The organism is Alkalisalibacterium limincola (assembly GCF_008017755.1).
GTDB classification, from domain to species: domain Bacteria; phylum Pseudomonadota; class Gammaproteobacteria; order Xanthomonadales; family Xanthomonadaceae; genus Alkalisalibacterium; species Alkalisalibacterium limincola.
Genome location: NZ_VRTS01000002.1, coordinates 47,955 through 70,855 on the forward strand (window position 1 = coordinate 47,955; position 22,901 = coordinate 70,855).

Here is a 22,901-nt window from a genome sequence, read left to right on the forward strand (position 1 = left end):
CGGTCCATGCCAAAACTGCTGCTGTCGGGTTCCGCCCTCCACGTCGTACTCGTCGCGTCGCTTGCCGCGGGGCCCGCGTGGGCGGCCGATCCGGCCCCGCCGGACCAGCTGGCGCCCGCCGATCCGGTGACCGCCGGGCCACGGCAGGTGTTGGCCGAGCCGCTGCCGATCGAGGAGATCCGGCGCTACGTGTCGGTGTATCGCACCGTGCAGCAGGCCTACGTCGAGGAGGTCGACGAGGCCGACCTGATGCAGTCCGCCATCCGCGGCCTGCTCACCGACCTCGACCCGCACAGCGCCTACCTCGAACGCGAGGCGGCCGAGGCGATGACCGAGCAGGCCACCGGCACCTACGACGGCATCGGCGTGGAGCTGCAGCAGCAGCCCGACCGCAGCCTGCTGGTGATCGCACCGATCGACGACACGCCGGCCGCGCGCGCCGGCCTGCGCAGCGGCGACGTGATCACCGAGATCGACGGCGAGCCGATCCGCGCCGACAACGTCGACGGCGCGGTGCAGACGCTGCGCGGGCCGCCCGGGACGGCGGTGGAGCTCACCGTGTTGCGCGACGGCGAGCCCGGCCCGATCACGCTGAGCGTGGTGCGCGAACGCATCCAGGTGGCCAGCGTGCGCTCGCGCCTGCTCGAGCCGGGCTTCGGCTACCTGCGCATCAGCACCTTCCAGGCCGACACGTCGCGCCAGGTCGTGCGCGTGCTCGACGAGCTCGCCGAAGCCAGCGGCGGAACCCTGTCCGGCCTCGTGCTGGACCTGCGCTCGAACCCGGGCGGCCTGCTCAACTCCGCGGTCGAGATCGCCGACACCTTCATCGACGAGGGCGTCATCGTCTCGACCCGCGGACGCCTTCCCTTCTCCAACACCGAATTCAGTGCCTCGCCGGGCGACCGGCTCGATGGCGCTCCGATCATCGCGCTGATCGACAGCGGCACGGCCAGTGCGTCGGAGGTGCTCGCCGGTGCGCTGCGCGACCATGGCCGTGCCCGGCTGATGGGCAACCGCAGCTTCGGCAAGGGCTCGGTGCAGACGCTGCTGCCACTGGACAACGGCGACTCCTTGAAGCTGACCACCGCCCGCTACTACACGCCCAACGGCACCTCCATCCAGGCCCGCGGCCTGCGTCCGGACCTGCCGGTGGTGTCGCGAAACGGTGCGGGCCGGCGCAACCTGCGTGAATCCGACCTGCCACAGCACCTGGGGCGCGACCCGGCCGAGGTCGAGGAAGGCCTCGACGAAGAGGACGAGGACCGGGTCATCGAGGCGGCGCTCGACGCCCTCAAGCAGCTTTCGGCGGGTGGCACGCTGCCCCAGGCCGACGCGCGCGCGCGCCGTCGCGCGCAGCAGCGCGGCTGATAAAGCCGCCCCGCTTCAGCTCCCCCAGGCGCTGCGCAGGCGTCGCGCCACCGCATCGCGCTGCGACAACGCGAACGCGATGCCGAAGCCGAAGCCGGCCACGTGCGCCCACCAGGCCACGGCGCCGAAGGCCGGGCCGACCGTGGTGAAGATGCCCTGCACCAGTGCCCACAGGCCGATCAGCAGGAAGGCCGGCACGCGCACGAACTCCAGGAACAGGCCCAGGGGCACGACGATGCCCAGGCGGGCGCGCGGAAACAGCGCCAGGTAGGCACCGATCACCGCCGATACCGCGCCGCTGGAACCGATGATGATGCGGTTGGGCGCATCCATCAGCGCCGCGGCGGCCAGGTTGGCCAGGGCGCCGCCGAGCACGAACAACACCAGGAAGCGCCACGGCCCCATCGCCCGCTCCGCCGGCAGTCCGAAGATCATCAGGAACAGCAGGTTGCCGAGCAGGTGGATCCAGTCGGCATGGATGAACAGGGCACTCACCAGGCTGAGCAGGCGCCCGCTGCTGGCCGCTTCGACCCAGCCCGAAAGACCTTCGGGCAGCGCGCCGGAGAGGGCGCCCCAGCGCAGCAGCAGTGCGTGGCGCGCGTCTTGCGATTCCGGGCGCAGCATCAGCACGAACGCCACCACCGCGGAAATGACCAGCAGTGGCGTGGCCCACCGGATCCCGACGCGGCGGCGGCTGGGGATGCCGACGAACATGTCAGGGGCGGGGCAGCAGCACGCGGCGGCCATCGAAATCCACGACGATGCCGTCGCGGCGGATCGCTTCGACGACGCCCTGGCCCTCCAGCAGGCCCCCTTCGCCGATGCGGCGGCCGTCGATGATCGCGAAGCGGCGCGATGGATCCTCGGCGAACACATGCATGCTGATGCGCAGTTCGGGCAGGGAGGCGCGAGTGGCGGCGGGCAAGTCGGCCAGGCGCAGCAGGCCCTCGTCGTCGTCCGCGGCCGGTGCCGTGGTCGGCGGGACGGCTTCGGGTGCCGGCTGGGCGGCCTGCGCTGGCGGAGTGGCGATCACCGGAGTCGCCGCGCTCGCGCGGGGCGCTGGCGGAGCGACCGACGCCGGGTCGGGCTCGGCTGCGGCCACCGGGGTCCGCGTTGGCTCGACGGCGGACGTAGCGGGGGCTGGCACCGGCGCCGGTACGGGCCGGGGTGCGGGGCGTGGTGGAGAAGCGGGCGCTGCGGCGGGGCGGTCCGGCACCGCCGAGGCGCGGGACGCATCCAGGCCGGTGTCGCCACGCCCGGTGGCGAGGCCTTCGCCGACTTCCAGCGGCAGCGCGACCGGATCGACCACGGCTTCGGTCGCCGTGCCGTTGGACGGGTCGGGAACCGCCATGCGTCCGAGCCACCAGGCCCCGGCACCGACCAGCATCAGCGCCAGCGCCGGCAGCAGCCAGCGTGGCACGCGGCTGCGCGGGGCGGTCGCGACCACCGGTGAATGCAGGTCCGGCGCCTGGCCGAGCCGCCGTTGCGCCTCGGACTTGCGCAGGGCTTCGAGGATCAGGGACATCGCGTCGCCCCCCCTGCTCACAGCCGACGCCGCAGCAGTGGGCCGTCCTCGCCCTCGCCGGTCAGCGCCAGCAGGGTTTCGAGGCCAAGGATGCCGTCGGGCTGCAACCCATGCGCGGTCTGCAGCCGACGTACCGCCGCCACCACGTCGTCGTCGTACTGCGCCGGGCCGACCAGCGGCGCGAGCTGTCCGCTGCCGAGCAGCTGCGTGTGCAGCCAGTCCATGCCCGGCCCCCGGTCGCCCCGGCGCAGGGGCAGGTCGAGCCACGGCTGCGCCTTCCACAGGGCCACGAAGTCGCCGTTCCAGATCCGCTCGAGCTGCCGCCGGTCGATGTCGAAGCTGTCGCCACCCATGCCCAGTCGCACCCGCAGCACGTCCACGCCCAGCAGCACCGCCCAGCTGGTGCCGGACTCGCCCCGCAACGGGACGATCACCGGCCGACCGATGGCCGCCAGCTTGTCGAGGTTGCCCCGCGAGCGCAGGCAGTAGATCCCGGGGATGATCTCCGGCGGGCATTGCGCGGCCTGTTCGGCGTCGACCTCGTCGGCGCGCAGCAGCCACAGCGCCAGCAGCCGGTTCCATGCCGAGGCCTCCGTGGCCCGGGTCTCGGCCAGACGCAGGTCGAGCGCTCGGCATCGAGGTAGGGCACGCTGCGGGCAGGCGTGGTGTCGGTGGCGACGCTGGCGGCCGGGTCGATGCCTTCGGACTCGGGCGCCGTGCTGCGCGGCCAGAACCAGAACGCCAGCAGGATCGCCGCCAGTATCGCCGCCACCACCCATCCCGGCTCCGGCATCGGCAGGCGGCGGATCGGATGCGAGAGGGCCTCGCGCGCGGCCAGTTCCACCAGCGCCTCGCTGATCTGGTTCTGTTCGCGTGCATAGCCGGCGATCAGTGCGCGCTCGGCGATCACGTTGATCAGCCGGGGCACGCCACCGGAGTGGTTGTGCAGCCGACGCAGCGCCAGTTTGGAGAACGGCTGGCGCGCACAGCCCGCCACCGACAGCCGGTGGCGCACATAGGCATCGGTCTCCTCGGCGCTCAGCGGGGTGAGGTGGTAGCGCGCGGTGATGCGCTGGGCCAGCTGGCGCAGGTCCGGGCTGTCGAGCATGTCGCGCAGTTCCGGCTGGCCCAGCAGGATGATCTGCAGCAGTTTCTGGGTCGCCGTTTCCAGGTTGGTCAACAGGCGCACCTGCTCCAGCGCCTCGCGCGAGAGCTCCTGCGCCTCGTCGATGATCAGCACGATGCGAAGGCCCTGCGCGTAGGCATCGAGCAGGTAGGCGTTGAGCCGGTCGACCAGGCCCTTGAGGCTGCCGTGGGCGCCGCTGATGTCCAGGCGCAGCTCTTCGCAGATCGCCTCGAGCAGCTCCACCGGCGAAAGCTTCGGATTGAGCACCAGCGCGACCCGGGCGTTGTCGGGCAACTGTTCCAGCAGCAGCCGGCACAGCGTGGTCTTGCCGGTGCCCACCTCGCCGGTGAGCTGCACGAAGCCGCCGCCGCCGCCCTGGCCGATGCCGTAGAGCAGGTGCGCCAACGCATCCCGGTGGCGCTCGGAGAGGTACACGAAGCGCGGATCGGGTGTGATCGAGAACGGCGGTTCGCGGAGACCGTAGAACTCGAGGTACATGCAGGGCTCGCTGTGGTGGTCGGGCACTGTAGCGCGCGGTGTCCGGTGGGCGGGTTAGCGATCGGTTAAGCCGCCCCCATGGTACGTGACCGGGCCGGGACGCACCCGCGCCGGCCGGGGTCGCCACGGCTAGTCGTCGAGCGTGAGCAGCGAGGCGTTGCCACCGGAGGCGGTGGTGTTGACCGTGCGGGTGCGCTCGGTGACGAAGCGCGCCAGGTAATGCGGGCCGCCGGCCTTGGGGCCGGTGCCCGACAGGCCCTCGCCACCGAAGGGCTGCACGCCCACGACCGCACCGATCTGGTTGCGGTTGACGTAGCAGTTGCCCACCCGGACCGAGCCCATGATCTTGTCGACCGTCTCGTCGATGCGGCTGTGGATGCCCAGCGTCAGGCCGTAACCGGTGGAATTGATCTGGGCGATGATCTTGTCGAGGTCGTTGGCGTGGATCCGGATGACATGCAGGATCGGTCCGAAGATCTCCTTTTCCAGCCGGTTGATCGAGTCGATCTCGTAGGCCCGCGGCGCGAAGTAGGTGCCGTTGGCGGTCTCCTCGCCCAGCGTAGCCGCACGGATCAGCCGGCCCTCGCGGTCCATGCGGCCGGCATGCTCGGTGAGCATCTCCAATGCGTCGTCGTCGATCACCGGGCCGACGTCGGTCGAAAGCAGACCGGGGTCGCCGACCTTGAGCTCGTCGATCGCGCCGGCGAGCATCTCGATGACCCGGTCGGCGATGTCCTCCTGCACGAACAGGATGCGAGCGGCCGAGCAGCGCTGGCCGGCGGAACCGAAGGCCGACACCACCGCATCCTTGACCAGCTGCTCGGGCAGCGCCGAGGAGTCGGCGATCAGCGCGTTCTGGCCGCCGGTCTCGGCGATCAGCACCGCGATCGCGGCATCGCGCGCGGCCAGCGTGCGGTTGATCGCGCGCGCGGTGTCGGTGGAACCGGTGAACACGACGCCGGCGATGCGCGGATCCTTGGTCAGGGCCGCGCCAACCGTGGCGCCGTCACCCGGGACGAACTGCACGATGTCCTCCGGGATGCCGGCCTCGTGCAGCAGCTTCACCGCCGCGTGGCCCACCAGCGTGGTCTGCTCGGCGGGCTTGGCGATGACCGCGTTGCCGGTCACCAGCGCCGCGGCCACCTGGCCGATGAAGATCGCCAGGGGGAAGTTCCACGGGCTGATGCAGACGAACACGCCGCGACCGGAGAGGACCAGTTCGTTGGTTTCGCCGGTGGGGCCGGGGAGCTGCTCGGGCTGGGCCATCATCTGCCGGCCCTGCAGCGCGTAGTAGCGCAGGAAGTCGACCGCCTCGCGCACTTCGGCGACACCGTCGGGAATCGTCTTGCCGGCTTCCTTGGTGCACATCGCGATGAACTCGGCCATGCGCGATTCCAGCAGGTCGGCGGCATGCTCGAGCAGCTTGCCGCGACTGGTGGAGGGCAGGCGGTCCCAGCCACGCTGGGCGGCCAGGGCGTTGTCGATCGCCCGGGTGGCGGTCGCCTCGTCGGCGCCGATCCACTCGCCGACCTTCTCGCGGCGGTCGGCCGGGTTGGTCACGCTCACCGGCGTGCCCGAGGCCTTGGTGCCCGGCACCAGCGGGCCCGCCTTCCACTGCGTGAGCGAGGCGTTGATCCTGTCGGCCAGGGCCTTCAGGTCGATGTCGTTGGCGAGGTTCACGCCCATGGAATTCTTCCTCTCGTGGCCCTGGCTGGTGAACAGCTCCACGGGCTGCGGGATCTTGGGATGGGGAATGGCGGCGTAGGCGTCGACGGTGGCGACCGGATCGGCCACCAGCTCGGCGGCGCTCAGCCGGTCGTCGCTGATGCGGTTGACGAAGCTGGTGTTGGCACCGTTCTCCAGCAGGCGCCGCACCAGGTAGGCCAGCAGGTCCTCGTGGCTGCCGACCGGGGCGTAGACGCGGCACGGCACGTCGAGCTGGTCCTTGCCGATCACCTCGGCGTAGAGGTCGGCCCCCATGCCGTGCAGGCGCTGGAACTCGAACGGCCTGCCCGCGGCATGGTGGTGCACGGCCGCGATCGTGTGCGCGTTGTGGGTGGCGAACATCGGGTAGATCGCGTCGCTGGCCTCGAGCATCGCGCGGGCACAGGCGAGGTAGCTCACGTCGGTGTTGGCCTTGCGCGTGAACACCGGGTAGCCGTCGTGGCCCTCGACCTGGCCACGCTTGACCTCCGAATCCCAGTACGCGCCCTTGACCAGGCGCACCGGGATGCGGCGGCCGTGGCGCCGGGCCAGTTCGGCCACGCGCGCCAGCACCCGCGGCGCGCGCTTCTGGTAGGCCTGCACGGCCAGGCCGAAGCCTTCCCAGCCTTCCAGGCTGGCATCGGCGTACACGCCCAGGATCACGTCGAGGCTCATCTCGAGCCGGTCGGCTTCCTCGGCATCGATCGTGAAGCCGATGCCGCGGCTGCGCGCGCGCTGGGCCAGGTCCAGCACCCGCGGCGCCAGCTCGGCCATGACGCGGGCGCGCTTGGCGTGCTCGAAACGCGGGTGCAGCGCGGAGAGCTTGACCGAGATGCTCGGCGCGGCGAACACATCCGGGAACGGGCCGCCGGCGCCGATGGCCTCGATGGCCTGGGCATAGGCGTCGAAGTAGCGCTTCGCATCGCCCGCGGTCAGCGCCGCTTCGCCCAGCATGTCGAAGGAGTAGCGATAGCGGGCGTTGTCGCCCTTCCTGGAGCGCTTGAGCGCCTCTTCGATGTTGCGGCCCAGCACGAACTGGTGGCCCATGATGCGCATCGCCTGGCGCACGGCCATGCGGATGACCGGCTCTCCGGCGCGGCCGGTCAGGCGCCGCATCGCGTTGGAGGCGTCGCGGCGGGTTTCGTCGTTGAGCCTGACGATGCGCCCGGTCAGCATCAGGCCCCAGGTCGAGGCGTTGACGAAGATCGAGTCGCTGCGGCCCAGGTGCTTCTGCCAGTCGGCCTCGCCCAGCTTGTCGCGGATCAGTCGGTCGGCCGTGGTCTGGTCGGGGATGCGCAGCAGGGCCTCGGCCACGCACATCAGCAACACGCCTTCCTCGCTGGACAGGTCGTACTCGCGCATGAAGGCCTCGATCGCGCCCTGGTCCTCGGCGCGGCGGCGCGTGCCGTTGACCAGGCGTTGGGCGACGGCTTCGACCGCGGCCGCCTCGTCCTCGGGCAGCCGGGCGAGCTCGAGGAGCTCCCTGACGTGTTCGGATTCGTCGCGCAGCCAGGCCTCGGTGATCCGCGCATGCGCGGCATCGCCGTCCTGGGGCAGTTCGGGGCTGAGGATGGCTTTCACAAACACCTGGGTTTGGAGGGGGAGGGCGCGCTCACGCACGCTTGAGGCCGCCAAGTGTAAGTAGGAGGCAGGCTGCGGTATAGCCGTGGCGCGTTGATCTTCCTGAAGCGCGTCGGGACGCGGGCTTGCTTGCCCCTGTTTGCCGGCGAACGGTATCATTCACGGGTTTCTCCGACCATCGGGGGAATCGCCAGCAAGGCCATCGACATGATCGAGCCTTATCCACCCGCGAACGGCGAGGGGTCGGGAACCTGCCTGGTTCTCCGCCCCAACCGCGCGCTCACGGTGTGGCAGTGGGTCGCGGTGTTCGGCGTGCTGGCGACGGTTTCGATGGGGGTGGCGGTGTACAGCTTCACGCAGGGCAATGTCTTCGCCCCGCTGTTCGCGCTGGCGCACATGGGCTTCGTCGCCCTCGCGCTGCGCTGGGCCTGGCGGGGCGGCGAGCGTTACGAGGTGCTGCAGGTCGACCCGGGCAGCGTCCGCGTAAGGCGTTCGGGGGCGTCCGGCGTGGTGTTCCAGGCCGATCCGCGAGGGGTGCGGGTGGGACTGGAGGGCAAGGACGAGGACGTCCGCCTGGTGCTGGGGTCCTCCGGAAGGAGGATCGAGCTCGGCGCGTTCCTGGCGCCGGATGAGCGCCGCAGCCTGGCAGGGCGGATACAGGACATGCTCGCGGCCGCGACTGGCGGCGGGCCGGAAGATTTGAAACGTTACATTTGGACGGGGTGAACCCATGAAAGCAGGTCAGATCACGCGTTGGGGCTGGGGGCTGATGGCCCTGTTGGCCAGCGCAACGGCGCAGGCCAATCCCGAGCGCTGGCAGCTCAACATGAGCCCCGGGGTCACCCAGACCGCGCAGAACGCCTACAACGCCCACATGATCGGGCTGTGGGTGTGCGTGGTCATCGGTGCGATCGTGTTCGGCGCGATGGCCGTGGCGATGTTCAAGTTCCGCAAGTCCAAGGGCGCCGTCCCGGCGAAGTGGAGCCACAACACCACCGCCGAGATCATCTGGACGGTCATCCCGGTGGTGCTGCTGGTGGTCATGGCGTGGCCGGCTACCCGCTACCTGGTCGCCATGTACGACACCACCGAGTCGGAGATGACGGTCAAGGTCACCGGCTACCAGTGGATGTGGCGCTACGAGTACCTCGGCGAGAACGTCAACTTCGTCAGCCGCATGGACCGCGATTCGGACATGACGCGGCAGCTGCGTTCCGGCCGTGATCCCTACGCGGTCACCGACGCCGACGGCTACAACACCTACCTGCTCGACGTCGACCGCGAGCTGGTGCTGCCGACCGACACCAAGATCCGCTTCGTGATCACCGCCGACGACGTCATCCACTCCTGGTGGGTGCCGGCGCTGGGCTGGAAGCAGGACGCGATCCCGGGCGTGGTCAACGAAGCCTGGACCGAAATCCTCGAGCCGGGTGTCTACCGCGGCCAGTGCGCCGAGCTGTGTGGCAAGGACCATGGCTTCATGCCGATCGTCGTGCGTGCGGTTCCGCGCGCCGAGTTCGACAGCTGGCTGGCCGCACAGCGCGGCGATGCCGACATCGATGAAGCTGCCCGCACCGCCGCCGTCGCCGCCACCGCGGCCGACGAAGGCTGAGTCCGGCTCGCAACGCAGAAATCACTAGAAGGGATCGGACCATGGCCAACACCGCCGTCCATGACAACAACGACGAACTCGAGCACCAGCACGAGGACGACCACAAGCCGAAGGGTTTCCTGAACCGTTGGGTCCTCACGACCAACCACAAGGACATCGGCACCCTGTACATGGTGTTCGCGCTGATCATGTTCCTGGTCGGCGGCTCGATGGCGTTGGTCATCCGCGCCGAGCTGTTCCAGCCGGGCCTGCAGTTCGTGCATCCGGAATTCTTCAACCAGATGACCACGATGCATGCGCTGGTCATGATCTTCGGTGCGGTCATGCCGGCCTTCGTCGGCCTGGCGAACTGGATGGTGCCGATGATGATCGGCGCGCCGGACATGGCGCTGCCGCGCATGAACAACTGGTCGTTCTGGATCCTGCCGTTCGCGTTCACGCTGCTGCTCATGACGCTCGTCATGCCCGGCGGTGGCCCGGCCTCGGGCTGGACGCTGTACCCGCCGTTGTCGCTGCAGGGCGGCAACTCGATCGCGTTCGTGATCTTCGCCATCCACCTGATGGGCCTGAGCTCGATCATGGGTGCGATCAACATCATCGCGACGATCCTCAACATGCGCGCCCCGGGCATGGACCTGCTGAAGATGCCGATCTTCGTATGGACCTGGCTGATCACGGCGTTCCTGCTGATCGCGGTGATGCCGGTGCTGGCGGGTGCGGTGACGATGCTGCTCACCGACAAGTTCTTCCTGACCAGCTTCTTCAATGCCGCCGGTGGCGGTGACCCGGTGATGTACCAGCACATCTTCTGGTTCTTCGGGCACCCGGAGGTCTACATCATGATCCTCCCGGCGTTCGGCATCGTCTCGGAGATCCTGCCGACCTTCTCGCGCAAGCCGCTGTTCGGCTACCAGGCCATGGTCTACGCCACCGCGTCGATCGCGTTCCTGTCGTTCATCGTCTGGGCGCACCACATGTTCACCGTCGGCATGCCGCTGGGCGGCGAGTTGTTCTTCATGTACGCGACGATGCTCATCGCGGTGCCCACGGGCGTGAAGGTGTTCAACTGGGTGTCGACGATGTGGCGCGGCTCGATGACCTTCGAGACCCCGATGCTGTTCGCGATCGGCTTCGTGATCATGTTCACCATCGGCGGCTTCTCCGGCCTGATGCTGGCCCTGGTCCCAGCCGATTTCCAGTACCACGACACCTACTTCGTGGTCGCGCACTTCCACTACGTGCTGGTGACCGGTGCGATCTACTCGATCATGGCCGCGGTGTACTACTGGCTGCCGAAGTGGACCGGGCGCATGTACGACGAGCGCTTGGCAAGATCCACTTCTGGGCTTCCACGATCACCGTCAACCTGCTGTTCTTCCCGCAGCACTTCCTGGGCCTGGCCGGCATGCCGCGCCGCATCCCGGACTACAACGTCGCCTTCGCCGACTTCAACATGTGGTCGTCGATCGGTGGCTTCGCGTTCGGCTTCTCGCAGCTGCTCTTCGTGTGGATCCTGATCAAGTGCTGCTGGCTCAAGCAGGGCGTGCGTTCGGAAGCGCGTTCGTGGGAGGCCGCGCGTGGCCTGGAATGGACGGTGCCGTCGCCGGCCCCGCACCACACCTTCACCACGCCGCCGGAAATCCATGACCGCGACCTCGCCCACGGCGACGTGACCCACTGAGGGAGATGAGCGCGCCCCGGCAGGTCCGGGGCGTCGCGAGCGAAACGATGACCCAGCGCCCCGCCCCCAACCAGTTCGACCCACGCCAGCGCCGTACCGGCGTGTGGCTCACGGTCGGCATCGTTGCCGGTATCGCGGTGCTGGTGTACGTGGCCACGCTGATGGGATGGATCGCGCGATGAGCAGCAAGGCAAGCCATGGCCGCACCTTCAAGGCCATCATCCTGGTCGCGCTGGGCTCGTTCGTGTTCGCGTTCTCGCTGGTGCCGCTGTACCGCATCGCCTGCGAGAAGATCTTCGGCATCACCTTCGAGCAGGGTCCGACCGGCCAGCGCCTGGTCGGCGCGATGGACTCGGTCGAGGAGCGCTGGGTGACGGTGCAGTTCGATTCCACCGTGAATTCGGCGCTGCCGTGGGAATTCGACGCCGACCAGTTCGAGATGCGCGTGCGCGTCGGTGAGCTGATGGAGGCCACCTACCACGCGCGCAACGTGTCCGAGCGGGCGATCGTGGGGCAGGCGGTGCCGTCGGTGGCACCGTCCTCGGCGTCGGCCTACTTCGCCAAGACCGAGTGCTTCTGCTTCACCGAGCAGTTGCTCAACCCGGGCGAGGAACGCGAGATGCCGGTGCGCTTCATCGTCGACCCGAACCTGCCCGCGCATGTGAACACGGTCACCTTGTCCTACACTTTCTTCAACAACGAGCACGCCACGGCCCGCCATGCCTCGCAGGCGGCGAAGAGCATCCATTCGGCGCCGTGACGCCATCGACATCATCCAGTTAATCGGGAAACCGGGAAAAATCCATGGCTCACGCTGAAACCCACGACCCCAACGTCTATTACGTCCCGCACTCGAGCTGGTGGCCGATCATCGGCGCCATCGGCCTGTTCGTCATGATGCTGGGCGTCGCCAGCTGGATGACCGGCATGGGCTGGGGGCAGGGCGTGTTCTACGTCGGGCTCGCCGTCGTCCTGTTCATGCTGACGGGCTGGTTCCGCGACGTCATCCGCGAGTCGGTCGCGGGCATGTACAACAAGCAGGTGGACGTGTCGTTCCGGATGGGGATGATGTGGTTCATCTTCTCGGAGATCATGTTCTTCGCCGCTTTCTTCGGCGCGTTGTTCTACGCGCGCATGTTGAGCGTGCCGTGGCTCGGTGGCGAAGGCCATGGCGCCATGACCCATGCGCTGCTGTGGTCGGAGTTCGATGCGACCTGGCCGACCTCTGGTCCGGCGGCGCTGGGCGGTGCCTACGAGACGATCTCGGCCTGGGGCATCCCGCTGCTCAACACCTGCATCCTGCTGCTTTCCGGCGTGACGATCACCATCGCCCACCATGCCCTCCGGGCAGGCGAGCGTGGCCGGGTGCTGTTCTGGCTCGCGGCGACCGTGATCCTGGGCGCGATCTTCATGGGCTTCCAGATCTACGAGTACATCCACGCCTATGTCGACCTGAACCTGACGCTGGCCTCGGGCATCTACGGCGCCACGTTCTTCATGCTGACCGGCTTCCACGGCCTGCACGTGACGCTGGGCGCGATCATGCTGGCGGTGATCTGGTTCCGCGTCGCCAAGGGCCACTTCACCCGCGACAACCACTTCGGCTTCGAGGCGGTGGCCTGGTACTGGCACTTCGTCGACGTGGTGTGGCTGGGCCTGTTCGTCTTCGTCTACGTGCTGTAGGCACGACGCGACAACGCGCCATGGAGGGCCGGCCAATGCCGGCCCTTCGTTTCTTGGGGCTGGCCCCGGGGCGCGATTCAGCCACCCAGGGCCGGGTTGCCATGCGGCTGGATGATGCCGGTGGCGATGCCCAGGCCGATCAGGATGATCAGGCCGACCGACAGCCCGATGCGCCAGGTCAGCGAGCGCACCGTGCGGTTCGACCCACCTTTGTCGGTCATCATGAAGAACAACCCGGCACCGAGGTTGTAGAGGATGACGATCAGGAACGCGATGATGACGAGGTTCTGCAACATGCTCGATGCCAGCGGTAGGGGAATCGCGCCATTATCGCAGTTCGCCAATGCTCCCGGCATGAAGCCCGGCCCCGCCGCGTGACTTCCAGGCGCCTGCCATGGGGCCTCTGGCTCTTCGCCCTGGCCATGCTGGGGGTGTTCCTCGTCGCCGGCACCTGGCAGTGGCAGCGTGGCCTTGAAAAGGACGCGATGCTGGCCGCCCAGGCCCGGACGATCCAGGAGCGCGAGCCGGTGGCGCTGGCGACCGCCCGGGAACATCCGGAGCGTCTGGAATGGGCGGCGGGCACGGGCCGCTTTCCCGACGTCGCGCCGGTCTACCTCGACAACCAGCGCAACGACGGCCGCCAGGGCGTGCGCGTGTACCGCGTGTTCGAGGTCGACGATGCCGATGCGACGCAACTGCTGGTGGAGCTGGGCTGGTTGCCCCTGCCTGCCGACCGCGGCCTGCCGGTGCTGCCGGACCTCGCGCCTGGCGAGCACCCGGTCCGCGGCCTGCTGATGCCGCCACCCTCGGCCGGGCTGTCCCTGGGCGAGGCGCTGCAGCGCCAGCCGGATGGCAGCCTCCTGGCATTGCGCGTGGTGCCGGCCGAGATCGCGGCGGCGCTCGGCCTGTCAGTCGATCTCGCGCCCCGCGTGCTGCGGCTGGACCCGGCACTGGACATCGGCTTCGAGCGCGACCTCGACGTGCTGGCCAATACCCTGCCGCCCGAGAAGCACCGTGGCTACGCCGTGCAGTGGTTCGGCCTCGCGGCGGCCACCCTCGTCATCACCCTGGTCCTGAGTTTCCGCCGGAGAAGGCAATGAACCCGCAAACCCGTTCCCGGATCGCCCTGCTGGCGATCCTGGCCCTGTTCCTGAGCTCCTTCGGCGTGGCGCTGTTCCTGCACTACAGTGGCTGGGAACCCCAGGCCACCCGCAACTACGGCAAATTCGTCGAGCCGCCCCGCGACCTCACCGGTGTCGAGCTGCGCCACGCCGACGGCACGCCCTACCCGTGGCAGCCGCGCGAGGGCGTGTGGCGCGTGCTGGTGCTGCCGCCGGCGGGGTGCGTCTCGAACGCCTGCGTCGAGATGGTCGACACCCTTCGCCGGGTCTGGATCAGCGAGGGACGCCACGCCGACAACATGCATGTGTTGTGGTTCGGCGAGATACCGCAAGGCGCGACGACGTTCCGCAACCTGTTCGCGATGCAGCCCGACGCGGCCGTGTCGGCACAGGTTCCCGAGGCCACCACCGCCGAGGCCCTGCCGGTGTTCGTCACCGACCCGTCGGGCTACCTCGTGCTCCACTACCCGGCCGCTTCGACCCCAGTGGCCTCAGCCGCGACCTGCGTCGCCTGATCAAGTAACCCGGAACAAGGGCCCCATCCATGTCCCCCCATCGACATTTCCATCGCCTGGCCTGGGCCGCAGTGGCCCTGGCACTCTGCGTGAGCGTGTTCGGCGCCTTCGTGCGCCTTTCCGACGCCGGCCTGGGCTGCCCGGACTGGCCGACCTGCTACGGCAAGGCCACCTGGCCGGCGGCCGAGGCGACCATTGCCGCGGCCAACGAGCGCTTCGAGCGTCCCGTCGAGGTCGACAAGGCCTGGCGCGAGCAGGTGCACCGCCATATCGCCGCGCTGCTGGGCTTCATGGTGCTGGGACTGGCCGCGCTGGCCGCCCGCCGCCACCGATTCGGCCTGGCCACGGTGTTCGGTGCCAGCGCGCTGGTGGCGATCGCGATCCCGCTCTACATGCAGGAGTGGTACGTCGCCTCGACGCTGCTGGTCATCGTGGCCGAGCTGGCCCTGGTGCGTTCGCGGTGCGCTCGCGCGAGGCGGACTTCAGCCGGATCGCCACGGTCACGCTGGCGGTCATCATCGTCCAGGCGATGCTGGGCATGTGGACGGTGACCTGGCTGCTCAAGCCCATCGCGGTCATGGCCCACCTGCTGGGTGGGCTCACCATGGTGTCGCTGCTGAGCTGGATGGCCTGGCGTGCCACCCCGGGCGCGCAGCTGCCGCGTGCCGATGCCCATGGCCTCAGGCCGATGCTGTGGCTTGGCCTGGGCATCCTCGGGCTGCAGATCGCGCTGGGCGGCTGGACCAGCGCCAACTACGCGGCACTCTCGTGCGGTTCGGATTTCCCCACCTGCCTCGGCCAGTGGTGGCCGGAGACCGACTTCCGCGAGGGCTTCGTGATGTGGCGCGGCATCGGCGTGGACTACGAGGGTGGCCTGCTCGACGGCCCGGCGCGTGTCGCCATCCAGCTAAGCCATCGCATCTTCGCCGTCGTCGTGGCGCTGTACCTGTTCTGGCTGTCCTGGCGCCTGTGGCGCATGCCGGGCCTGCGCAGCTGGGGCGGGGCGCTGGCCGTGGGCGTGGTGCTGCAGTGGCTGCTGGGCATCGGCAACGTGGTCATGGGCCTGCCGCTGTGGATGGCCACGCTGCATACCGCCGGCGCGATCGCGCTGTTGTTCATCCTGGTCAGCCTGCTGGCGCGCCTGCGTCCGGCCTGACCCCCGTGGTGCCCGGCCACCGGATGCTTGTCATCCGGCGGCGGGGCACCGCACCCTTGTGCGCACTCCGAGCCCAGCGAGCCCCATGTCTTCGATCGCCAGCCAGTACTTCGAGCTGACCAAGCCACGCGTGGTCGCCCTGATCGTGTTCACCGCGGTCATCGGCATGTTCCTGGCCACGCCGGCGATGCCGCCGTGGCAGGCGCTGGTGTTCGGCAGCCTGGGCATCTGGCTGGCCGCCTCCTCGGCGGCGGCGATCAACCACCTGCTCGATCAGCGCATCGACGCGATCATGGCCCGCACCTCGGCGCGGCCGCTGCCCAGCGGCTCGCTGAGCTCGCGCCAGGTGCTGGTGTTCGCGATCGTGCTCGGGGCGGTGTCGATGCTGCTGTTGGCCTGGCAGGTCAATGCGTTGACCGCGTGGCTCACCTTCGCTTCGCTGATCGGCTATGCGATCGTCTATACCGGCTGGCTCAAGCGCGCCACGCCGCAGAACATCGTCATCGGCGGTCTGGCCGGCGCTGCCCCGCCGGCGTTGGGCTGGGTGGCGGTCACCGGCCACCTGCACCCGCATGCGCTGCTGCTGGTCCTGATCATCTTCGTGTGGACGCCGCCGCATTTCTGGGCGCTGGCGATCTTCCGCCGCGACGACTACGCCCGCGCGATGATCCCGATGCTGCCGGTCACCCACGGCGTGACCTACACGCGCTGGCAGATCCTGTTCTACACCGTGCTGCTGGTCGCGGTGACCGTGCTGCCCTGGGCCACCGGCATGAGCGGCACGTTCTACCTCGGAGGTGCGCTGCTGCTGGGCGGCGTGTTCCTGTGGTACGCGATCCGGTTGCTCAACCCGCCCAACGAGCTGTACGCGATGAAGGTGTTCAACTACTCGATCGTCTACCTGATGGCCTTGTTCGCCTTCCTGCTGGTCGACCACTGGCTGCTTCCCGGCGCGGGCTTCCCGGTGCCCTGATCGGTGCCCCGGGCCGCTGCGCGGCCTACTCCTGCATCCGGTTGCCCTTCGCCAGCCGGTCATAGAGCACCACGTTGACGCTGGCGGCCAGGTTCATGCAGCCGATGGTGGGGATGTAGACCACGTCGCGGCACCATTCGCGGATCTCGCGGGTCTTCGCCAGTTGCTCGTCCTCGGAACCGAAGATGTAGAACGCGCGGCGCGGGTGGCGGTAGCGCGGCAGCTCCACGGCACCCTCGACCATCTCCACGGCCACCGGCACGCAGCCCAGCGGCAGCACGTCCTGCAGCCGTTCCACGCCGATCAGCGGGATGTGGTCGCTGACGCGCTTGGTGTCGGTGACGAACTGCTTGGCGCGGTCGTAGCGCGTGCCGGTGTAGAACACCGACGCCACGCCGTAGCAGCCGGCCGCGCGCATGATCGCGCCGACGTTCTCGGGCGATTTCGGGTTGATCAGGCCGATGCAGCTGAAGCCTTCGGGTTGGGTCATCGGATCATTCCAGCAGGTGCTGCTGCCAGAACAGCATCGAAGCGGCACCGTAGAAGTCGCTGTTGGTCTTCTTGGAGAAGCCGTGGCCCTCGTCCATGAACAGCAGGTACCACACGTCGCCCCCGTTGCCGCGGACCGCCTCGACGATCTGTTCCGCCTCCGAGGCCGGTACGCGCGGGTCGTTGTAGCCCTGGGCGACGAACAGTGGCCGGGTGATCTTCCCGGCATTGTTCAACGGTGAGATCGACTCGAGGAAGGCACGCATCTGCGGGTCGCGCTCGTCGCCATACTCGGCGCGGCGCAGGTCGCGGCGATAGCTCTCGGTGTTCTCGAGGAACGTGACGAAGTTGGAGATGCCGACCACGTTGATGCCGGCGCGCAGGCGGTCGTTGTAGTGGACCATCGAGGCCAGCACCATGTAGCCGCCGTAGCTGCCGCCCTGCACGCCGACGCGGTCTGCATCGAGCTCGGGCTGTTCGGCGACCCAGTCGAGCAGCGCGCCGATGTCGCGCACCGAGTCCTCGCGCAGCACGCCGTTGTCGAGCAGCAGGTAGCTCTTGCCATAGCCGGCCGAGCCGCGCACGTTCGGCACCAGCACCGCCACGCCCAGCTCGTTGGCGAGGAACTGGAAGTTCGGCACGAAGCCAGGACGTGCCTGCGCCTCGGGGCCGCCATGGATGTTGATCACCACCGGGAACCCGCCCTCGGGGGCTTCGTCGGCCGGGCGGTAGTAGAAGGCGGGGATCATGCGCGGCTGGCCGTCGACCTCGTCGAACGTCGGGTAATGCACCAGGGTCGGCTCGATGAAGCGTGCCGTGTCCAGGCCGCCGACCTCGCTGTGGGTCCAGCGCCGCAGCTCGCCGGCGTCCAGGTCCAGCGCGTACACGTCGCTGGGCGAGGTGGCCGAGTTGATCGTCATGCCCAGCATGCGGCCGTCGGGCGAGAACTCGCCCAGTCCGATGAGGCCCACCGGCAGGTCCGGCAGGTCGACCGGCTCGTGGCCCGGCAGGCGCCGAAGGTGCAGGCGCGAGATGCCATCCTCGTTGGTCGTGAACGCCAGCAGCGAGCCATCCGGGGACTGGGTGAAGCCCTGCACGTCCCAGGGGATGTCCGCGCTGAGTCGGGTGCCCTGGCCATCGGCGAGGTCGCGGTGCCGCAATTCGCGGAACTCGCCTTCCGCATCCGAGGTGTAGAAGATGCCGCGGCCATCGTGCGTGAACGCCATCGACCCGTAACCGGCCGGGTTGTCGGGGTCGTGGATCGGCGTGAGCTCGCCGCTGTCGATGTCGAGGACATGCGGGTGGCTCTCGTTGATCGACAGGTAGCGCGTCACCAGCAGCTGGCGGCCGTCGCGCGAGAAGCCGCCGGCGAACCAGGTGCCCTCGCGCTCGAGCACCGGGCTGGAGGTGCCGTCGAGGGTGACGACGTGGATGTCGGTGTCCCGGCCGTTGCGACGCGTCGTGCCATAGGCGATCCGGCTGCCGTCATGCGACCAGACCGGGCCCTGGTTGCGGCTCTCGCCGTCGCTGAGCATGCGCGCCTCGCGGCTGCCCAGGTCGTAGTGGAAGAGTTGCCAGAACTCCGAGCCGCCGACGTCGCGGCTGAAGACGAAGCCATCGGCCAGTCCCCGCGGGGTGGCGACGCTGCCGACGGGTTCGGAGTAGAAAGTCAGCTGCTCCCGCGCGCCGCCGGCTGCCCGGACCCGGTGGACCTGGTTGGTCTCGGCGAATCGCGTCGTGACCAGCATGCCGCCATCGGGAAGCCAGCCGGCGAATCCTGCCCCGCGCGTGTTCTGGTAGCGCGCCAGGCGCTCGATGAGCTCGTCGGGGGATGTCCGGGACGTTCTCGGTCACGCGTTGGCCGACCTGGACGCGCTCGACATCGTTGGCGACGGCCGGCGACAGGGCCAGCGCGGCGGCCGCAAGGGCCAGGGAAAGCACGGTGGTGCGCATGGAGGGCATCCGGTGATGGGACAACCCCCGAGACTAACCTCCCGCGGCGATGCCGGCTCTGGTCCATAAGTCACGGCTGTCGCCCCGGCTGGCCGGTGGCATGCTCTGCCCCGGGGTGGGATCCGGAGCCGGTATGGAACTGCAGCATGAATGACACGCGATCGGACCGACGGCGCCTGCTCAAGGGCCTGGGCGCAGCGGCCGCAACGGCCCTCGTGCCTGCATGGGCCCGGGCGGGCGGCGCCAGCCCCTCGACGCCCACCGATGCGCTGGTCATCGACGCCCTGGCTTCACCGCTGGGACAGCGCCGCGAGCGCGGCGCCTTGATCGGGAATGAGGAACTGGCCCAGCTGATGGCCTCGGGCCTGGCGGCGCTGCATCTTTCGGCCGGCCCGGTGGGCCGGGAAGAGGGTGCGTGGGACGCCACGCGCGAGGCCCTGGAGCGTTGGCGGCGCGAGGTGCAGGCCAGGCCGCGCCATCTGTTGCATGTGCAGGGCCCGGGCGACATGCGCCGTGCGCGCGACACCGGGCGCGTGGGCCTGGTGCTGGGCATGCAGGACGCCGTCGCGCTGGAAGGCGACGCGACGCGCCTGGACGTGCTGCGCGGGGCCGGCCTGCGCGTCGTGCAGCTGACCTACAACGGCCGCAACCGGGTCGGCGACGGCTGCCTGGTCGAGGACGACCGGGGGCTGAGCGGGTTCGGCCGGGAGGTGCTGGCGCGCGCCGAGGACCAGCGCCTGCTGGTGGACCTGTCCCACAGCAGCGAGCGCACCTGCCTCGACGCGCTGCAGGCGGCACGCCGGCCCCTGGCCATCACCCACACCGGCTGCATGGCCCTTGCCAGGAATCCGCGCAACAAGACCGATGCCGAGCTGCGGGCGCTGGCCGAGCGCGGCGGCGTGGTCGGCATCTACTTCATGCCGTTCCTGCGCGAGGAGGGCCAACCCCATGCGGTGGACGTGATCCGCCATGTCGAGCACGCCATCGACGTGTGCGGCGAGGACCACGTCGGCATCGGCACCGACGGCCAGGTTGGCGCGATCGACGTCGACGAGGAGTACCGCAGGCGCTTCGCCGAGACGATCCGGATGCGCCGCGAGGCGGGCATCTCGGCACCGGGCGAGCGCGAGGACGTGTTCATCTTCGTCCCGGACCTCAATGCGCCGAGCCGCTACCGGATGCTGGCACGCATGCTGGCGCGACGCGGGCACAGTGGGCAGCGGATCGACAAGGTGCTGGGCATGAACATGCTCAGGGTCATGGAGCAGGCCTTGGCCTGAGCGGGCTCAGCGCTGCGCGCGCTGCACCAGCAGTTCGCGCAGCTCGGCCTTGCCGGTGTCGTCCAGCGGACCGGCCGCCTGCAGCTGGCTGATGCGCTGGACGATCCGCGTGCGGGCCAGGCTGGCCAACGCATCGTGGAACTCGCTGCGCCAGGCCGCGGCCTCGCCCGGCAGGTCGGCCACGGCCAGCTTCTGCAACGCCGCGCCTTCCGGCCGCTCCGCGAAGTGCTCCAGCAGGGCCCCGGTGGTGATGCCGGGGCGCTGGCGGGCCAGCGTGATCATGTCCACGAGCAGGCCGACGCCGGGCTGGTCGAGGTCCTGGAAGGCATAGGGCGGCGCGGCCTCCTCCGCCAGCGACGGCTGTTGCAGCAGCATCTGGATCGCGCTGCGCACGACGCTGCGCCGCTGGCCGCCGGGAAGGCCCGGCCCCCGAGCCGGAGGGGCGGGCGACGCCTGGCCGCGAGCGGGCGCCTCGGCCGCGCCAACGCCGGTGAGCGTGTGCAACTGCGCGAGCATCAGGTCGCGGAACGCGCCGTCCGGGATGCGCTCGAGCATGGGTCGGGCGCGTTCGGCGAGCCGGGCCCGTCCATCGAGGGTGTTGAGGTTGACCTCATGGCCCAGCTCGGCGAACACGAACTCGCTCAGCGGCGTGGCGGACTTCAGGCGTGCGTCGAAGCCCTGGGCACCCTCGGCGCGCACGATGGAGTCGGGGTCCTCGCCTTCGGGCAGGAACAGGTAGAAGGCCTGGCGGCCGTCGCGCATGCGCGGCAGCACCGACTCCACCGCCTTCCAGGCCGCGGCACGGCCTGCGCGGTCGCCATCGAAGCAGAAATAGACGTCGGCCGCGTTGCGGAACAGCAGTTCGGCGTGGTCGGGCGTGGTCGCGGTGCCCAGCGTCGCCACCGCCTCGGTGACGCCGAACTGGAACAGCGAAACGACGTCCATGTAGCCCTCGACCACGATGAGGCGCGCGATCTTCGCGTGCGCCTGGCGCACCTGCCACAGGCCGTACAGTTCGCGCCCCTTGTGGAACAGGGCGGTTTCGGGGGAGTTGAGGTACTTCGGCCCGTCGTCCTTCTCCAGCACCCGGCCGCCGAAGGCGATGACGCGCCCGCGGCGGTCGTGGATCGGGAACATGATGCGGCTGCGGAACTTGTCGTAGACGCGACCGGAATCACTCGTGGACAGCAGGCCCGCCCGGTCGAGCAGCTTCAGGCGGCGCTCGTCGGTGCCGAGTGCGGTCTTGAGCGCGTCCCAGGACTCCGCCGCCCAGCCGATGCCGAAGCGCTCGGCCGTGGCCGCGTCGACGCCGCGTCGCTGCAGGTAGGCGCTGGCACCGGCGTTGCCGGCCAGCTGGCCACGGAAGAATGCCTGCGCGGCCTCCAGCGCGGCATAGAGGTCGCGCACCTCGCCGCTCTGGTTCACCTGGCGCGTCTCGCGCGGCACCTCCATGCCGGCGCGCGCGGCCAGGTCCTCGACCGCGTCGAGGAACTCCATGCGCTCGTAGTCCATCAGGAAGCGGATCACGGTGCCGTGCGCCCCGCAGCCGAAGCAGTGGTAGAACTGCTTGGTCGGGCTGACGGTGAAGCTGGGCGTGCGCTCGTCGTGGAACGGACAGCGGGCGTGGTATTCGCGGCCGGCGCGCTTGAGCGGCACCCGCGAACCGATCACCTCGACGATGTCGGTGCGGGCGACGATGTCGTCGATGAACGCGTCGGGGATGCGGCCTGCCATCGCGCGATTATAGGGCCCGGCCCGCTACCAGGGCTGTGCCGCCCGGCCCTGCTTGCGCATCTCGTCGAACATCGCCGTCATCAGCGCGCCGGAGAAGAACACGATCGCGCTGTAGTAGATCCACACCAGCAGCACCACCAGGCCACCGGCCGGCCCGTACGCGCTGCCCAGCGCGGCATGGCCCAGGTACAGGCCGATCGCCCAGCGGCCGACGAGGAACAGGGCCGCGGTGATGAAACCGCCCGCCATCGACAGCTTCCAGCCGGCCGGGCGGTCGGGCAGCACGTGGTACACGGTGCCGAACACGAGTCCGTACAGGACGAACGCGATCAGCGTGGAGTACACCGTCGTGCCCCCGGGCAACTGGTCGATGACGAGCTGCAGCACGGCGTGGGCGATCATCGACACCACGATGAGGAAGCCCAGGCCGAAGACCACGCCCATGCCGATCAGGCGCTTGCGCAGGAACCCCAGGACGCCACCCAGGGCCTGGTTCTCGGCCCGGAATATGCGGTTTAGCGCCTGCTGTAGCTGGGCAAACACGATCGACGCGCCGAACAGCAGCACCAGGCCGCCGAGCACGGCAGCCATGGAGCCGGTGTCGGGCGTGGCCGACGCGTTGTCGACGATCATCTGTGCGGTGTTCTTCGCCTCCGGGCCGGCCAGCATGTCGATCTGCTTGAAGAATTCGTCCTTGGCCGCCGGCAGCAGGAACGTGGTGCCCCACAGCAGCAGGAGCACCAGCGGAGCCAGGGACAGCAGCGTGTAGAAGGAGATCGAGGCCGAGATCGACAGGATGTAGGTGTCGCTGAAGCGGGCGGCCACCCGCGCCGGGAAGCTGTTGCGCAGCCTCTCGAGCATCCCCTTGGCCCAGGCAATCGCGGCGCGTTTGCTCGCCATGG

The 22,901-nt window shown here is 69.3% G+C and carries 20 protein-coding genes and 2 pseudogenes; 12 read left to right on the forward strand and 10 right to left on the reverse strand.

What is annotated here, in order from left to right; genetic code table 11:
* Window positions 1-6: 6 nt before the first annotated feature.
* The gene (locus tag FU658_RS03195) at window positions 7-1,368 is read left to right on the forward strand and encodes a S41 family peptidase (RefSeq protein WP_147890778.1); all 1,362 of its coding nucleotides are present in this window, start codon (window positions 7-9) and stop codon (window positions 1,366-1,368) included.
* A gap of 15 nt (window positions 1,369-1,383) precedes the next feature.
* Here the strand turns inward: FU658_RS03195 and FU658_RS03200 are convergent, their stop codons facing one another.
* The 5 genes from FU658_RS03200 to putA form a co-directional block, all read right to left on the reverse strand.
* On the reverse strand, window positions 1,384-2,082 hold the full coding sequence (locus tag FU658_RS03200; protein ID WP_147890779.1) for a rhomboid family intramembrane serine protease: 699 nt from the start codon (window positions 2,080-2,082) through the stop codon (window positions 1,384-1,386).
* A 1-nt stretch (window position 2,083) separates the two neighbouring features.
* Window positions 2,084-2,893, reverse strand: a complete 810-nt coding sequence (locus FU658_RS03205) for a general secretion pathway protein GspB (RefSeq protein WP_147890780.1) — start codon at window positions 2,891-2,893, stop codon at window positions 2,084-2,086.
* 17 nt (window positions 2,894-2,910) lie between these two features.
* Complete coding sequence (locus FU658_RS14275; RefSeq protein ID WP_187265882.1) at window positions 2,911-3,327, reverse strand: peptidoglycan-binding protein; 417 nt, start codon at window positions 3,325-3,327, stop codon at window positions 2,911-2,913.
* A complete protein-coding gene (locus FU658_RS03215) occupies window positions 3,324-4,517 on the reverse strand; it encodes an ExeA family protein (protein WP_147890782.1) in 1,194 nt (397 codons plus the stop codon). Before FU658_RS03215 ends, FU658_RS14275 begins: the two co-directional genes overlap by 4 nt.
* Window positions 4,518-4,646: 129 nt before the next feature.
* Window positions 4,647-7,841 carry a bifunctional proline dehydrogenase/L-glutamate gamma-semialdehyde dehydrogenase PutA gene (gene putA / locus FU658_RS03220; protein WP_425477570.1) on the reverse strand — a complete coding sequence of 1,065 codons (3,195 nt, stop codon included), beginning with the start codon at window positions 7,839-7,841 and terminating at the stop codon, window positions 4,647-4,649.
* A 54-nt stretch (window positions 7,842-7,895) separates the two neighbouring features.
* Between putA and FU658_RS03225 the strand changes: the two genes are divergently transcribed.
* The 6 genes and pseudogenes from FU658_RS03225 (at window position 7,896) to FU658_RS03245 (ending at window position 12,778) form a co-directional block, all read left to right on the forward strand.
* Window positions 7,896-8,528 carry a DUF2244 domain-containing protein gene (locus tag FU658_RS03225; protein WP_255505385.1) on the forward strand — a complete coding sequence of 211 codons (633 nt, stop codon included), beginning with the start codon at window positions 7,896-7,898 and terminating at the stop codon, window positions 8,526-8,528.
* Between the two features lie 4 nt (window positions 8,529-8,532).
* Entirely contained in the window at window positions 8,533-9,414 is an 882-nt protein-coding gene (gene coxB, locus FU658_RS03230) for a cytochrome c oxidase subunit II (protein ID WP_147890784.1), read from the forward strand.
* 41 nt (window positions 9,415-9,455) lie between these two features.
* Window positions 9,456-11,095: pseudogene (gene ctaD / locus FU658_RS03235) on the forward strand (cytochrome c oxidase subunit I).
* A 47-nt stretch (window positions 11,096-11,142) separates the two neighbouring features.
* Window positions 11,143-11,277, forward strand: coding sequence for a hypothetical protein (locus FU658_RS15005; RefSeq protein ID WP_255505386.1), 135 nt, complete (start codon window positions 11,143-11,145; stop codon window positions 11,275-11,277).
* Window positions 11,262-11,855, forward strand: coding sequence for a cytochrome c oxidase assembly protein (locus FU658_RS03240; RefSeq protein ID WP_425477571.1), 594 nt, complete (start codon window positions 11,262-11,264; stop codon window positions 11,853-11,855). The genes FU658_RS15005 and FU658_RS03240 overlap by 16 nt, the downstream gene beginning before the upstream one ends.
* A gap of 44 nt (window positions 11,856-11,899) precedes the next feature.
* On the forward strand, window positions 11,900-12,778 hold the full coding sequence (locus FU658_RS03245) for a cytochrome c oxidase subunit 3 (RefSeq protein WP_147890786.1): 879 nt from the start codon (window positions 11,900-11,902) through the stop codon (window positions 12,776-12,778).
* 77 nt (window positions 12,779-12,855) lie between these two features.
* Here the strand turns inward: FU658_RS03245 and FU658_RS03250 are convergent, their stop codons facing one another.
* Window positions 12,856-13,074, reverse strand: a complete 219-nt coding sequence (locus FU658_RS03250) for a twin transmembrane helix small protein (RefSeq protein WP_147890787.1) — start codon at window positions 13,072-13,074, stop codon at window positions 12,856-12,858.
* 126 nt (window positions 13,075-13,200) lie between these two features.
* On the opposite strand from FU658_RS03250, the gene FU658_RS03255 reads away from it, so the two are divergent.
* The 4 genes and pseudogenes from FU658_RS03255 (at window position 13,201) to cyoE (ending at window position 16,543) form a co-directional block, all read left to right on the forward strand.
* Window positions 13,201-13,878: an SURF1 family protein gene (locus FU658_RS03255; RefSeq protein ID WP_147891071.1), complete on the forward strand. Its 678-nt coding sequence runs from the start codon at window positions 13,201-13,203 to the stop codon at window positions 13,876-13,878.
* Window positions 13,875-14,414, forward strand: coding sequence for a hypothetical protein (locus tag FU658_RS03260; protein WP_147890788.1), 540 nt, complete (start codon window positions 13,875-13,877; stop codon window positions 14,412-14,414). The genes FU658_RS03255 and FU658_RS03260 overlap by 4 nt, the downstream gene beginning before the upstream one ends.
* A gap of 29 nt (window positions 14,415-14,443) precedes the next feature.
* Window positions 14,444-15,570 (forward strand): annotated as a pseudogene (locus FU658_RS14280) (COX15/CtaA family protein).
* Between the two features lie 85 nt (window positions 15,571-15,655).
* Window positions 15,656-16,543, forward strand: coding sequence for a heme o synthase (cyoE, locus tag FU658_RS03275; RefSeq protein WP_147890791.1), 888 nt, complete (start codon window positions 15,656-15,658; stop codon window positions 16,541-16,543).
* A 25-nt stretch (window positions 16,544-16,568) separates the two neighbouring features.
* Here cyoE and FU658_RS03280 read toward each other — a convergent pair whose 3' ends face one another.
* Both FU658_RS03280 and FU658_RS03285 read right to left on the reverse strand, forming a co-directional pair.
* A complete protein-coding gene (locus FU658_RS03280; protein WP_147890792.1) occupies window positions 16,569-17,033 on the reverse strand; it encodes an RNA methyltransferase in 465 nt (154 codons plus the stop codon).
* 4 nt (window positions 17,034-17,037) lie between these two features.
* A complete protein-coding gene (locus FU658_RS03285) occupies window positions 17,038-18,780 on the reverse strand; it encodes a S9 family peptidase (RefSeq protein WP_147890793.1) in 1,743 nt (580 codons plus the stop codon).
* 351 nt (window positions 18,781-19,131) lie between these two features.
* On the opposite strand from FU658_RS03285, the gene FU658_RS03290 reads away from it, so the two are divergent.
* On the forward strand, window positions 19,132-20,265 hold the full coding sequence (locus FU658_RS03290; RefSeq protein WP_147890794.1) for a dipeptidase: 1,134 nt from the start codon (window positions 19,132-19,134) through the stop codon (window positions 20,263-20,265).
* Between the two features lie 6 nt (window positions 20,266-20,271).
* Here the strand turns inward: FU658_RS03290 and dnaG are convergent, their stop codons facing one another.
* Complete coding sequence (dnaG, locus tag FU658_RS03295) at window positions 20,272-21,999, reverse strand: DNA primase (protein WP_147890795.1); 1,728 nt, start codon at window positions 21,997-21,999, stop codon at window positions 20,272-20,274.
* Between the two features lie 24 nt (window positions 22,000-22,023).
* Window positions 22,024-22,899, reverse strand: coding sequence for a YihY/virulence factor BrkB family protein (locus tag FU658_RS03300; RefSeq protein ID WP_147890796.1), 876 nt, complete (start codon window positions 22,897-22,899; stop codon window positions 22,024-22,026).
* Window positions 22,900-22,901: the final 2 nt, after the last annotated feature.

Excerpts from the sequence above, each read along its gene's own strand:
- FU658_RS03195 (WP_147890778.1), top strand. The coding sequence starts at position 7 with ATGCCAAAACTGCTGCTGTCGGGTTCCGCCCTCCACGTCGTACTCGTC.
- FU658_RS03200 (WP_147890779.1), bottom strand. The coding sequence starts at position 2,082 with ATGTTCGTCGGCATCCCCAGCCGCCGCCGCGTCGGGATCCGGTGGGCC.
- FU658_RS03205 (WP_147890780.1), bottom strand. The coding sequence starts at position 2,893 with ATGTCCCTGATCCTCGAAGCCCTGCGCAAGTCCGAGGCGCAACGGCGG.
- FU658_RS03215 (WP_147890782.1), bottom strand. The coding sequence starts at position 4,517 with ATGTACCTCGAGTTCTACGGTCTCCGCGAACCGCCGTTCTCGATCACA.
- coxB (WP_147890784.1), top strand. The coding sequence starts at position 8,533 with ATGAAAGCAGGTCAGATCACGCGTTGGGGCTGGGGGCTGATGGCCCTG.
- FU658_RS15005 (WP_255505386.1), top strand. The coding sequence starts at position 11,143 with ATGACCCAGCGCCCCGCCCCCAACCAGTTCGACCCACGCCAGCGCCGT.
- FU658_RS03240 (WP_425477571.1), top strand. The coding sequence starts at position 11,262 with ATGGATCGCGCGATGAGCAGCAAGGCAAGCCATGGCCGCACCTTCAAG.
- FU658_RS03245 (WP_147890786.1), top strand. The coding sequence starts at position 11,900 with ATGGCTCACGCTGAAACCCACGACCCCAACGTCTATTACGTCCCGCAC.
- FU658_RS03250 (WP_147890787.1), bottom strand. The coding sequence starts at position 13,074 with ATGTTGCAGAACCTCGTCATCATCGCGTTCCTGATCGTCATCCTCTAC.
- FU658_RS03255 (WP_147891071.1), top strand. The coding sequence starts at position 13,201 with ATGCTGGGGGTGTTCCTCGTCGCCGGCACCTGGCAGTGGCAGCGTGGC.
- FU658_RS03260 (WP_147890788.1), top strand. The coding sequence starts at position 13,875 with ATGAACCCGCAAACCCGTTCCCGGATCGCCCTGCTGGCGATCCTGGCC.
- cyoE (WP_147890791.1), top strand. The coding sequence starts at position 15,656 with ATGTCTTCGATCGCCAGCCAGTACTTCGAGCTGACCAAGCCACGCGTG.
- FU658_RS03280 (WP_147890792.1), bottom strand. The coding sequence starts at position 17,033 with ATGACCCAACCCGAAGGCTTCAGCTGCATCGGCCTGATCAACCCGAAA.
- FU658_RS03285 (WP_147890793.1), bottom strand. The coding sequence starts at position 18,780 with ATGCTGGTCACGACGCGATTCGCCGAGACCAACCAGGTCCACCGGGTC.
- FU658_RS03290 (WP_147890794.1), top strand. The coding sequence starts at position 19,132 with ATGAATGACACGCGATCGGACCGACGGCGCCTGCTCAAGGGCCTGGGC.
- dnaG (WP_147890795.1), bottom strand. The coding sequence starts at position 21,999 with ATGGCAGGCCGCATCCCCGACGCGTTCATCGACGACATCGTCGCCCGC.
- FU658_RS03300 (WP_147890796.1), bottom strand. The coding sequence starts at position 22,899 with ATGGCGAGCAAACGCGCCGCGATTGCCTGGGCCAAGGGGATGCTCGAG.